12 protein-coding genes and 1 riboswitch are annotated in these 11,799 nt (G+C 35.2%); of the genes, 11 read left to right on the forward strand and 1 reads right to left on the reverse strand.

Features of this window, described 5'->3' with window-relative positions; genetic code table 11:
* The first annotated feature begins 14 nt into the window (after positions 1–14).
* The 11 genes from ablA (at position 15) to IAI10_RS14465 (ending at position 11,018) form a co-directional block, all read left to right on the forward strand.
* On the forward strand, positions 15–1,295 hold the full coding sequence (gene ablA, locus IAI10_RS14415; protein WP_315673986.1) for a lysine 2,3-aminomutase: 1,281 nt from the start codon (positions 15–17) through the stop codon (positions 1,293–1,295).
* A 12-nt stretch (positions 1,296–1,307) separates the two neighbouring features.
* On the forward strand, positions 1,308–2,312 hold the full coding sequence (locus IAI10_RS14420; RefSeq protein WP_315673987.1) for a hypothetical protein: 1,005 nt from the start codon (positions 1,308–1,310) through the stop codon (positions 2,310–2,312).
* 63 nt (positions 2,313–2,375) lie between these two features.
* Positions 2,376–3,839, forward strand: a complete 1,464-nt coding sequence (locus IAI10_RS14425) for a MutS-related protein (RefSeq protein WP_315673988.1) — start codon at positions 2,376–2,378, stop codon at positions 3,837–3,839.
* A gap of 14 nt (positions 3,840–3,853) precedes the next feature.
* Positions 3,854–5,404 carry a lysine 5,6-aminomutase subunit alpha gene (locus tag IAI10_RS14430; RefSeq protein ID WP_315673989.1) on the forward strand — a complete coding sequence of 517 codons (1,551 nt, stop codon included), beginning with the start codon at positions 3,854–3,856 and terminating at the stop codon, positions 5,402–5,404.
* Positions 5,405–5,417: 13 nt separating this feature from the next.
* Positions 5,418–6,227: an OAM dimerization domain-containing protein gene (locus tag IAI10_RS14435; RefSeq protein WP_315673990.1), complete on the forward strand. Its 810-nt coding sequence runs from the start codon at positions 5,418–5,420 to the stop codon at positions 6,225–6,227.
* Between the two features lie 250 nt (positions 6,228–6,477).
* The gene (locus IAI10_RS14440) at positions 6,478–6,693 is read left to right on the forward strand and encodes a hypothetical protein (RefSeq protein ID WP_315673991.1); all 216 of its coding nucleotides are present in this window, start codon (positions 6,478–6,480) and stop codon (positions 6,691–6,693) included.
* A 122-nt stretch (positions 6,694–6,815) separates the two neighbouring features.
* A riboswitch (SAM riboswitch) is annotated at positions 6,816–6,915 on the forward strand.
* Between the two features lie 173 nt (positions 6,916–7,088).
* Positions 7,089–7,868, forward strand: coding sequence for an ATP-binding cassette domain-containing protein (locus IAI10_RS14445; RefSeq protein WP_315673992.1), 780 nt, complete (start codon positions 7,089–7,091; stop codon positions 7,866–7,868).
* Positions 7,865–8,533 carry a methionine ABC transporter permease gene (locus tag IAI10_RS14450; protein ID WP_315673993.1) on the forward strand — a complete coding sequence of 223 codons (669 nt, stop codon included), beginning with the start codon at positions 7,865–7,867 and terminating at the stop codon, positions 8,531–8,533. The genes IAI10_RS14445 and IAI10_RS14450 overlap by 4 nt, the downstream gene beginning before the upstream one ends.
* 17 nt (positions 8,534–8,550) lie before the next feature.
* Complete coding sequence (locus tag IAI10_RS14455; RefSeq protein ID WP_315673994.1) at positions 8,551–9,366, forward strand: MetQ/NlpA family ABC transporter substrate-binding protein; 816 nt, start codon at positions 8,551–8,553, stop codon at positions 9,364–9,366.
* Positions 9,367–9,610: 244 nt separating this feature from the next.
* Positions 9,611–9,946: a NifB/NifX family molybdenum-iron cluster-binding protein gene (locus IAI10_RS14460; protein ID WP_315673995.1), complete on the forward strand. Its 336-nt coding sequence runs from the start codon at positions 9,611–9,613 to the stop codon at positions 9,944–9,946.
* Between the two features lie 160 nt (positions 9,947–10,106).
* Positions 10,107–11,018, forward strand: a complete 912-nt coding sequence (locus IAI10_RS14465) for a cysteine synthase family protein (protein WP_315673996.1) — start codon at positions 10,107–10,109, stop codon at positions 11,016–11,018.
* 273 nt (positions 11,019–11,291) lie between these two features.
* On the opposite strand, the gene IAI10_RS14470 is transcribed toward IAI10_RS14465, so the two are convergent.
* A partial coding sequence (locus tag IAI10_RS14470; protein WP_315673997.1) for a transposase occupies positions 11,292–11,799 on the reverse strand: 508 nt, incomplete at its 5' end.

Consider the following 11,799-nt stretch of genomic DNA (forward strand, 5'->3'; position numbering starts at 1 on the left):
GGAGCCTGGTTGTTGTGAATAATAGATATAAAATATTTAAAGATGTTACTGATGAGGAATGGAATGATTGGAAATGGCAAGTAGCTAATAGGATAGAAACTGTAGATGAGCTTAAAAAATATATACCTCTTACGTCAGAAGAAGAGGAGGGAGTAAAGCAGTGCCTTAAAAATTTAAGAATGGCAATAACTCCTTATTATCTTTCCCTGATAAATACTGAAGATCCTTTAGATCCTATAAGAAAGCAGGCAATACCTACGGTGTCAGAGCTCATAAAAAGCGATGCAGAATTCGCAGATCCCCTTCATGAAGATGGAGATTCACCAGTTCCAGGACTTACTCATAGATATCCGGACAGAGCCTTGCTGCTGGTTACAGATCAATGCTCAATGTATTGCAGGCACTGTACCAGAAGAAGATTTGCAGGACATAATGATTGTTCGTTGCCCATGGCACAAATAGATAAAGCAATAGAATATATAGCTCAAACTCCTGTTATAAGAGATGTTTTAATATCCGGCGGAGATCCTTTTCTGCTTTCCGACGAAAAGCTTGAATATATTATAAAGAAGCTTAGGGCTATACCTCATGTGGAAGTAGTAAGGCTGGGTACCAGGACGCCTGTGGTTATGCCTCAGCGAATAACTGATAATCTGGTGAATATGCTAAAAAAATATCATCCCATTTGGATAAATACTCATTTTAATCATCCTAATGAGATAACAGAGGAATCTAAAAGAGCCTGTGAGAAGATGGCTAATGCAGGAATACCTCTTGGAAACCAATCAGTACTTTTAAGAGGAGTTAATGATTGTGTTCATGTTATGAAAAATCTTGTACATGAGCTGGTTAAGATAAGAGTGAGACCTTACTATATATATCAATGCGATTTATCTGTGGGATTAAGCCATTTCAGAACCACTGTATCTAAAGGTATTGAAATAATTGAAGGTTTAAGGGGGCATACCTCAGGTTTTTGTGTTCCAACCTTCGTGGTAGATGCGCCTGGAGGCGGCGGAAAAATACCTGTAATGCCTAATTATATCATTTCTCAAGGTTACAATAAGGTCATACTGAGAAATTTTGAAGGAGTTATTACCACCTATGAGGAGCCTTCGGATTATGCTCCTGGCTGCAATTGTGAGGTTTGCAGGGGAGAAAGCAACGTAAAAAGAGTAGGGATAGCAGGCCTTTTGAATCATCAGCAGATGGCGCTGGAACCAGAAGGTTTAGAAAGAAAAAAGAGAGAAAAGTATAAGCAAGAAGCAGTAATAAAGGAAGCTTTAAATAGCTAAGGAGAGCTTTAAATGAAGTTATTAGATTGTGTGGGTAACTGCAAAATCATTGCAATAACAGGATTAGGTAAGAATGTTGGAAAAACCACTGCTCTTAACAAAATACTGGAAGAAGCCAGAGGAAAATATAAAATTGGGATAACTTCTATTGGCTATGATGGAGAACAGACAGATAGGGTAACACATGGGACAAAACCTAGAATATATGTGGAGAAGGGGACTTATGCAGCAACTGCGAAAAAGTGTCTCGGGAATTCAGATGTCACTAAAGAGATAATAGCTGTACCTGATATAAGCACAGCTATTGGAGAAATAGTTATAGTAAAAGCTTTGAGTGATGGATATGTGGAACTGGCGGGACCATCAATAGGAAGCTATATGAGAGATATATGCAGGGAACTTATAAAAGCAGGCAGTCAGTTTGTTATAGTGGATGGAGCCCTTGAAAGAAGAAGTCTCACTATACCTGAAATAGCAGATGGAGTCATAGTTGCTACAGGAGGGGCAGTTGGGAGCAATATAGAAGAGGTGGTTAATAAAACTAAGCATTTTGTGGAAGTATTATCTACTGAAGTAGAGAAAAATGATAAAATGCTAGAACTAGCTAAGAAACTTATTTTAAAGTTTAAAGCTTCTGCTATATCTGAAGCTTTGAGTTATAGAGGCTGTGACACAAAGGAAGCAGCCATAGCTGATATCAGTGAAGAAACTGCTTGCTTAGCAGTTTCAGGAATGGTTTCGGATAAATTTATTGAGGACGTCATAAATAGCAAATCATCCAATCCTATTAACTTAATTATTGAAGATGGAAGCAAGCTTTTTGTAAAAAAAGAAACCTTAGAAAAATTCAAAAGACGTGGGGGAAGCATATCGGCTGTCAAGGCTATAAAAATAATCTGTGTAACCTGCAATCCCACCAGCTGGCAAGGATATGATTTAGATAATTTAAGCTTGCTAGCAGCCCTTAGGAAGAGTTTGAATATACCTGTGATCAATGTTAATATGCCTAACTCATAAATTCCTAGTGTATTTTAAAAAATTGGCTATGTTTTAAGAGAATGTTCATAAAGGGGAGTTAACGTGGAGTTTTTTGATGATAAAGAATTTGAAGAAATAGGGTTTTCATATATTCTGCAAAAACTTGAGGTGCTAACTCCCTATGGAGAAGAAGAGAAACATTGCATTCATTTTTTTTCAAGCGCTGAAAGCGAAAAGCTTATGTATGAACTTGAAAATTTAGAGCTTATGAAAGTAAACTTTGAAAAAAATCCATTCTTATTTTCAGAATTGGAAGCTGTGATGATGAAAATTAAAAATATAAGGGGCTCTATAGCGAGATGCAGAAATTCTATGACTTTAGATGAGGTGGAACTGTTTGAAATAAAAAATTTCAGTATGCTATCACAGAATTTTAAGAATATATTTGAAAAAACTAAGGTAAAGTTAAAAAAAATCAAACTAAATTCTCTTGAAGATGTCATAGACTTATTAGACCCAGAAAGCAGAGGAATTCCTACCTTTAGCATATATGAGAGCTATTCTGAAAAGCTGAAGGCTATAAGAAGGGAAAAGGATGAGCTGGAGAAGAGCATAATAAAAAATATAGGTACAGACGACGAAGAAAAGCTTAGAAAACAGAGATTAGAAGTAGTGGTGCAGGAAGAGGCAGAAGAGAGAAGTATAAGAGAGAAGCTGTCGAGAAAGATAAGTGCTGAATTAGATAAGCTAGAAGAAAATATGAGTTTCATAGGGAAAATAGATTTTATATTAGCAAAAGTAAAGCTGGCAGAGGAATATATTTCTGTAAAACCATTATTTATATCTGAAAGCATATATTTTAAAGAACTTTTAAATCCTAAACTTAAAGATAGTTTTATGAAAAAGAATAAAAAGTTTACGTCTATTACTATAGAGCTTTCAAAGGGGACCACTATACTTACAGGGGCAAATATGGGAGGAAAGACCGTTGCTTTGAAAACCATAGTGCTTAATTTATACTTAGCTCATTGCGGTTTTTTCGTTTTTGGAAAAGAGGCTAGAATGCCTTTCTTAGATTATATATATTTCATATTTCAGGATATGCAGTCAGATAAAAGCGGACTTAGCAGCTTTGGGGGCGAGATAATCAAGCTAAAGCAGATAATAACTGATGCCGAAGGAAAAATAGGGTTTGCAGCTCTTGATGAATTTTCCAAAGGTACAAATCCAAGTGAAGGAACAAATTTAGTGAAGGCAGTAGCAGAATATTTTAACGATAAAAGAAGTATGACAATAGTAGCTACTCATTACGATGGAATAGCTAATGAAGCCATGGAGCATTATGAGGTGGTAGGACTTAAGAATGTAAAATTGGAAGAACTTAGAAAAAACATTTATAAAAGCAGTGCTGATGCTGTGGATATGATACAGCATCACATGGATTATACTCTTGAAAAAGTAGAAGGGACGCATAGGACACCTAGGGAGGCACTTAATATATGCAGATTGTTAGGACTGCAAAAAGATATTTTGGATAGAGTGCAAGATAACTATGATGAATTATAAAAGGGAGTGACTGTATGGAGAGTAAGTTGAATTTGGATTTTAAAAAAGTAGAAAAAGCCAGAGCAGCAGCCAAACATATAGCTGCTGACACTCAAAGCTTTATAGAAAAACACAGCACTGTAGCGGTAGAAAGAACCATTTGCAGATTGCTTGGTATAGATGGAACAGATGAGGTTGGAGTGCCTCTGCCTAACGTTATAGTGGAGCATCTTGAAAGAAATGGTGCTTTACAGCTGGGAACAGCATTTTTTTTAGGAAATGCAATGATAAATACAGGTCTCACTCCTCAAGAGGTTGCTATTAAAGTGTCTAGAGGAGAACTGGATTTAATCAAACTTCCTATGCAGGAAGTATTTGAAGTAAAAGCCAAAATATATGAAGAGGCTAAAAAAGCAATAAGTAAAATTAATACGAATAAAGGAAAAAGAGAAGAGTATTTAGATAAATTTGGTGACAAGGAAGGACCTTATCTTTACGTAATAGTTGCCACGGGAAACATATATGAAGACATAGTACAGGCTGTTGCAGCAGCTAAGCAAGGGGCAGATGTGATAGCTGTTATAAGAACTACAGGACAAAGCTTGCTAGATTATGTGCCTTATGGTGCTACTACGGAAGGCTTTGGAGGCACCTATGCTACTCAAGAGAATTTTAGGCTCATGAGGGAAGCTTTGGATAAAGCTGGTGAAGAATTAGGCAGATATATAAGATTATGCAATTATTGCTCAGGGTTATGTATGCCTGAAATTGCTGCCATGGGTGCCTTTGAAAGACTGGATGTGATGCTGAATGATGCTTTATATGGAATTTTATTTAGAGACATAAATATGAAAAGAACTATGATAGATCAGTATTTTTCAAGAGTGATTAATGGTTTTGCAGGAGTGATAATAAATACAGGAGAAGACAATTACCTTACTACAGCAGATGCGGTAGAGGAGGCTCATACCGTTCTTGCATCTCAATTTATTAATGAGCAATTTGCCCTTTTAGCAGGAATTCCAGAGGAGCAAATGGGTCTGGGTCATGCCTTTGAAATAGATCCTAAGCTAAAAAATGGTTTCCTGTTTGAGCTTGCACAGGCGCAGATGGCAAGAGAGATATTTCCTAAGGCTCCTCTTAAATATATGCCTCCTACAAAATTTATGACAGGCAATATATTCAAGGGGCACGTACAGGATGCATTATTTAATATGATTACAATTTTGACTAATCAAAAGATACATCTTTTGGGGATGCTTACAGAAGCTATACACACACCTTTTATGTCCGATAGGGCTTTAGCTATAGAGAATGCCAGCTACGTTTTTAATACTATGGCTGATTTAGGAGAAGAGATAAGCTTCAAGAAGGATGGAATAATTGAAGGAAGGGCGGACGAAGTGCTTTCAAAAGCAGTTTCTCTTTTAGAAAATATAAAAAATCAAGGACTTTTTAGAACCCTTGAAAAGGGCAGCTTTGCAGGGATCAAAAGACCAATGGATGGAGGAAAAGGACTAGATGGAGTCTTTGAAAAGCATAAGGAATATTTCAATCCATTCATAGACTTAATGAAAAATAGATAAGGATGGTGTTAAAATGAGCGGAGGCTTATATTCTACTGATAAAAAAGATTTCGATAAAAATCTGGATCTGACAAGGGTAAGACCTTATGGAGATACTATGAATGATGGAAAAGCACAGCTTAGCTTTACTCTTCCTATAGAGGATGGAGATAAAGCTGTGGAAGCAGCACTGCAGCTTTCCAAGAAAATGGGCTTTAATGATCCTCAAGTAGCTTATCACTGCGGTTTAGATGCCAGATTTACTTATTTTGTAGTATATGGGAGCACTCAATATTCTGTAGATTATACTTCCATAAAAGTTCATACTGTGGATGTGCATGCCATGAGCATAGAAGAAACTAATAAGTTCATAAAAAGTAATATAGGCAGAAAAGTTGTGGTGATAGGAGCTAGTACCGGAACAGATGCTCATACTGTGGGCATAGATGCCATAATGAATATGAAGGGGTTTGCAGGACATTATGGGTTGGAAAGATATGATATGATTGAAGCTCATAATTTAGGGAGTCAGGTGCCAAATGAAGAATTTATAAAAAAAGCAGTAGAGCTTGATGCAGATGTGTTGCTAGTATCTCAAACTGTAACTCAAAAGAACATACACATTCAAAATCTAACTGAGCTTGTAGAAATGCTGGAAGCGGAAGGTATAAGGCATAAAGTTGTGCTTATATGTGGAGGACCAAGAATAACTCATGAACTTGCTAAGGAGCTTGGCTATGACGCTGGGTTTGGACAAGGAAAGTATGCAGACGATGTGGCAACCTTTGCAGTAGATGAGCTGGTAAGAAGGAAACACAGCATAAATGGAGAAAATGTAAAATAAATGTCTATAGGTGTTTATTTATGTAAACTAGTAAGGATTTTACATGTATAACGGAATAAACCTTGTAAATCACCGTAAATGAAGTATGCATAAAATTGTATATTTATGAAAAACTTATATAATTATATTGTGCAATATTATATGTTGCAAGATTAATAATGCTAAAATAATGCTATATTTCAAAGCAGAACTTAAATTTATATAGAAAATTATAGGTTTTACCTTAGTATTTATACAATTGGAGGTCTTCATGGAAGATGTTAAATGTAAAAAAACTGATATGGAAAATCTTAATAAAAGAATAGACGAAGCTAGAGAAATATTAAATGGGGTATGCGACGCTGATTATGATGGAAGCTTGTATACCAAACGATTATACATAAGTAAATGTTTGGATATACTTATTGTGGAATATATGAGACTAAAGAAACATTGTAATACCTGCAAAAGGCTTCAAAATAATTAGTATAAGTTTTTAAGATGTGGCAAAAAATCAATCAATGTTCAAAATAAATTAAAATAATTTATTAAAAAGGTATTGACATATTTATATATGCTTGTTACAATTAGAAAAAATGAATAAGAAACTTCTTATCAAGAGCGGCGGAGGGACTGGCCCTATGAAGCCCGGCAACCTGAATTTTTTCAAAGGTGCTAAATCCTGTAGGTGTAACCTAGAAGATGGGAAGAGAGCGAATTATATCCTCTTGTAGCCCGTCTGCAAGAGGTTTTTTATTTGAAAATTTAAAGTTAATAAGGGGAATCAGGGATACCATAACAAAGAAATATTTTTTAGCAGATTATCCACTTAAAACCTATTAAACAAATAGGATAAGTAATGAAACAAGGAGGGCAATATTAATGATTACAATAAGGGAGCTAAATAAAACATTTAGTACTCCTCAAGGTAAAATACCAGTCTTGAAAAACATCAATCTTCAGATAAAAAAGGGGGATATATTTGGAATAGTAGGCTTCAGCGGTGCAGGAAAATCTACTCTTATACGATGTATAAACCGCTTAGAGGAACCAGATTCGGGGGAAATAATCATAGGGGATAAAAATATTACAGCACTTAAAAAAAGAGAATTGAGGCAAGCAAGAAAAAAGATAGGTATGATATTTCAACAGTTTAATCTTTTCGATTCAAAAACTGTTTATGAAAATATAGCTTTTGCACTTGAAGTGGCGGGATACAAAAAGAAAGATATAAAACCTAGAGTAGAGGAACTATTAGAACTTGTAGAGCTTACTGAAAAAAAAGATGCATATCCGCTTCAGCTTAGCGGAGGACAAAAGCAAAGGGTAGGCATTGCAAGAGCGCTTGCTAATGATCCAGATGTTCTATTAAGCGATGAGGCTACATCAGCTTTGGATCCGCAGACTACCTACTCAATATTAGAGCTTTTAAGAGATATAAATAAAAAGCTTAGCATCACTATACTTCTAATAACTCATGAGTTAGATGTTTTAAGATATACCACCAATAATATGGCTGTTTTAGAAAATGGAAGCATAGTGGAGCAGGGGCCTACAGAAAGCTTGTTCTTAAATCCTAAAAGCGATACAGCCAAGAGATTTATAAGCATAAGCAATAGTCTGCAGCGCAGAAGCTTAGAGGAAGCGGGGTCAGGTATATGAGTAATAATCTATATGATATGTTATCAAAAGGAACTTTTGAAACTTTATATATGGTGGCAGTTACAACAGTAATAGCGCTTGCTATAGGGCTTCCAATAGGAGTCATACTCACTATAAGTGAAAAAGGAGGGATAGTTCCATTCCCTAAATTCAACAAGGTGGTGGGAGCGATAATAAACATCATAAGATCCTTGCCAGAGCTTATTCTTATAATAATTCTTCTTCCTGTGGCTAGGCTTATAGTTGGAACTACTTTAGGGACCGATGCAGCAATAGTTTCCTTATCCATAGGATCAGCACCTTTTATTGCAAGAATAATTGAGAATTCCTTAAAGGAGGTACCTCAAGGAAAGATTGAAGCAGCAGAAGCTTTGGGAGCCAGCCCTCTGGAGATAATAATAAAAGTACTTATACCAGAAGCACTGCCATCCTTAGTGAGAGGTATAACCATAGCTATAATATCTATAACAGGATTTACAGCTATAGTAGGAGCTATAGGCGGGGGAGGACTAGGAAGCCTTGCTATAAGATTTGGATATCAAAGATTCAGAACCGATGTACTTATAGGCACAGTGGTAATTCTAGTAGTGATAGTGCAGGCAGTTCAGATAATTGGGGATTTAATAGCAAAATTAATAAATAAAAAAAGATTTAAATTTGATTAAATAAGGGGGATTTTAAAATGAATAAAAAATTATTAGCAGCAGTAGTAAGCGTATTTGTTATAGGGGGAATATTTACAGGTTGTTCATCTAAGAGCAAAGAGAGCACATCAGATGATAATACTATCAAAATAGGAGCATCTCTTACACCGCATACAGAAATATTAGAGCATATTAAACCAGCGCTAGAGAAGGAAGGTATAAAGCTTGATATAGTATCCTTTGATAGTGACGATGAATTGAACCCAGCACTGAATGATAAGCAGATAGATGCAAATTATTTTCAGCATGTACCGTATTTGGAATCAGTATCAAAGGAAAAGGGCTATAATTTCGCTGTGGCAGGAAAGGTTCATGTTGAGCCAATAGGTTTCTATTCTCAAAAATTAAAATCTATAGATGATATAAAAAATGGAGCTAAGATAGGTATACCTAACAATCCTTCAAATGAGTACAGAGCATTAGTGCTTTTGCAGTCCAAGGGACTTATCAAATTAAAGAGCGGTATTGCAAATTACAGTGCAACTCCAGCAGATATAGCAGACAATCCTAAAAATTTAAAGTTTGAAGAAATCGATGCGGCACAGCTTCCAAGATCTCTTCCAGATTTAGACGGAGCAATTATTAATACTAATACTGTTTTAGAAGCAAAGCTTGATCCAAACTCAGCACTATTTAGAGAAGATGCTAATTCACCTTATGCAAATGTGGTTGTGGTAAGAAAAGGTGATGAAAATAAAGCTAAAATAAAGAAATTAGTTGCAGCTTTAAATACAGATGATGTTAGAAACTTTATAAAGCAGAAGTATGGAGTGGCAGTAGTACCAGCATTTTAACCTACTAAATAAAAAATGTGTATTCAATTGGTAATTTACAAATTATGAGTAATAAGTAAGAGTGAAGAGGTAGTGGTTTAGGTTGAAATCGTCTCTTTTAGAGCCGATTTCAATTTATAAATTTGTTACAGGGGAATTTTAGCCACAGCTCTTACTTCTTAATTGTTCTTAGCTAAACTATAAAAATTATTTGGAATGCAAACAATAATTAGGATGACTTTTGTCATAAGGAAGGAGGATAATCATGCACTATAAAGTGGCATTTGCAAGCAGCGACGGAGAACTGGTAAACAAAAATTTTATTAAAGCAAACAAGTTCATAATATATGAAATAGGTGACAATACAGCAAAATACCTTGAAGAAAGAACTAAGAAAAGAGTAAATAAAAGATTCGAGAATTCAGAAGATATTTTAGATAAATATATTAAGGGGATATCAGACTGCAGAGCCATATTTGTAGATAGTGCAAATAATAATGAGCTGCAGGTTTTAAAATCTAGGGGAATAAAGGTGTTTAATCAGTACCGATTTATAAATGAAGTCATAGGCAAGATACTATCATCTACTCTGGAAATTTAGGCTCTGCTTTAAAGGAAGGTTGAAGATCAACACTCATTTAAAGCAGAGAGAGTGAAGTAATAATATATGGTTTAAATCAGTGTAAAAATCAACACTGATTTAAACCAAATTTAGAACAAAGTAAATTAATAAAGATTTATGAGGTTTTGGAGATGAAATTATGAATTATATAGAGGATGTAAGAGAATTGGTTGGCAACACGCCCCTTTTAAAATTAAATAATTTCAAACTGAAAGAAAATGTTACCGTATTTGCTAAGCTAGAACAGTTTAACCCTGGAGGAAGCATAAGAGACAGAGTAGGTATTTATATGATAAGGGAAGCTGAAAAGGCTGGAATCTTGAAAAAGGGAGATACGATAATTGAAGTAGCTTTCGAAGATACGGCTATTGGTATCGCATTTGCAGCTATAAATAAAGGTTACAAAACTATATTTGTGGCACCTGAGAATTTTTCTATAGAAAAGCAGATTATAATAAGAACTTTAGGAGCGAAGGTCATCAACACTCCAGCTGAGTTAGAAATAAAGGGAGCTTTAATTAAGGCTAAAAATCTATTGAAAACTATAGAAAATTCTGTGTATTTGAGTGGGTTCTACAATCCCAGAAACCCAGAGGTGCATTACAATACTACAGCTCCAGAAATTTATAGTTCTCTGGAAGGAAATATAGATTATTTTATAGCAAGTAACGAGAGTGAGGAAATATTCAGGGGAATATCTAAGTATTTAAAGGAGAGAAAATCCAGCATAAAAAGTATAATAGCGAAACCAGAAGATGGATTTTTATCTGAAAAAGAGATTGATATAGGGAATACGAAAAATATAAATTTCAAAGGTAAGGCTGTAACGGATGAGAGACTTGTGGATAGATATATAAGGGTTAAGGAAGATGAAATTTTTAATGCTGTAGGAGAACTGGCTAAAACTGAGGGATTGCTGGTAGGAACATCTTCAGGAGTAGCCATGGCTGCAGCTTTAAAATTAGCTAAATCCATACGAAAGGGCAATATAGTAGTGATATTTCCTGATGGTGGAGAGAGGTATTTTAGTAAAAATATATTTTCCTTTTGATTAATAAGGGTATGTTTTAAAAGAATGCTGATAAAGCCTTTGATAGTTTCCAAACTTCAAAAATAATATCAACCTCTTTCTTAAAACATAGCTATTAATAAAAATAACGAGTGTGTGAAAGTTTTTCTGTAAATAGCTTTCTATGATAACTATTGATAGGACATGAGAGCCGATAAGAGGCTTTCATGTCTTTTATTTACTATAGAAGCAATTTAGTTGCATGTCAAGAACAGCCTTAAAGAAAGGAGTTTTAAACATGCTGTTATTATTTTTTTACTGGAGCCTTCCTTCATACATGATGGATAATTCGCCATACACCTTTCCCCAATTTCTTAGAGGGAGAGTCCACTTTTTAGTAGCTTCGAAAGTGGCTAGGTATAGAGCCTTAAGCAATGCTGTGTCGCTTGGAAATACGCTTCGCTGTTTATTTAAGCGACGATAAGTGCTGTTTAGACTTTCTATTGCATTGGTGGTATAAATAACTTTTCTAACATCCGCAGCAAATTGCTTTTTATCCTTATCTGCTACGTATTTCAATGTGTTCCTAACCTGATGGACAATACAACGCTGATATTCAGTATTAGGGAATGCTACCCATATGGATTCTTTAATACCTGTGAGACCATCTGTGCAAAGTATAAGAATATCGGCTACGCCTCTATTCTTGAGTTCATTGAGAACACTAAGCCAATATTTACTGCTTTCATTCTCACCAATTTGAATGGAAAGTACTTCTTTTCTACCATCTTCATTGATACCAAGAATGATGTAAGCGGCTAGC

This window comes from Clostridium sp. 19966 (genome assembly GCF_032335695.1).
In the GTDB taxonomy this organism is placed as follows: domain Bacteria; phylum Bacillota; class Clostridia; order Clostridiales; family Clostridiaceae; genus JACTOJ01.

Excerpts from the sequence above, each read along its gene's own strand:
- IAI10_RS14420 (WP_315673987.1), top strand. The coding sequence starts at position 1,308 with ATGAAGTTATTAGATTGTGTGGGTAACTGCAAAATCATTGCAATAACA.
- IAI10_RS14430 (WP_315673989.1), top strand. The coding sequence starts at position 3,854 with ATGGAGAGTAAGTTGAATTTGGATTTTAAAAAAGTAGAAAAAGCCAGA.
- IAI10_RS14435 (WP_315673990.1), top strand. The coding sequence starts at position 5,418 with ATGAGCGGAGGCTTATATTCTACTGATAAAAAAGATTTCGATAAAAAT.
- IAI10_RS14440 (WP_315673991.1), top strand. The coding sequence starts at position 6,478 with ATGGAAGATGTTAAATGTAAAAAAACTGATATGGAAAATCTTAATAAA.
- IAI10_RS14445 (WP_315673992.1), top strand. The coding sequence starts at position 7,089 with ATGATTACAATAAGGGAGCTAAATAAAACATTTAGTACTCCTCAAGGT.
- IAI10_RS14450 (WP_315673993.1), top strand. The coding sequence starts at position 7,865 with ATGAGTAATAATCTATATGATATGTTATCAAAAGGAACTTTTGAAACT.
- IAI10_RS14455 (WP_315673994.1), top strand. The coding sequence starts at position 8,551 with ATGAATAAAAAATTATTAGCAGCAGTAGTAAGCGTATTTGTTATAGGG.
- IAI10_RS14460 (WP_315673995.1), top strand. The coding sequence starts at position 9,611 with ATGCACTATAAAGTGGCATTTGCAAGCAGCGACGGAGAACTGGTAAAC.
- IAI10_RS14465 (WP_315673996.1), top strand. The coding sequence starts at position 10,107 with ATGAATTATATAGAGGATGTAAGAGAATTGGTTGGCAACACGCCCCTT.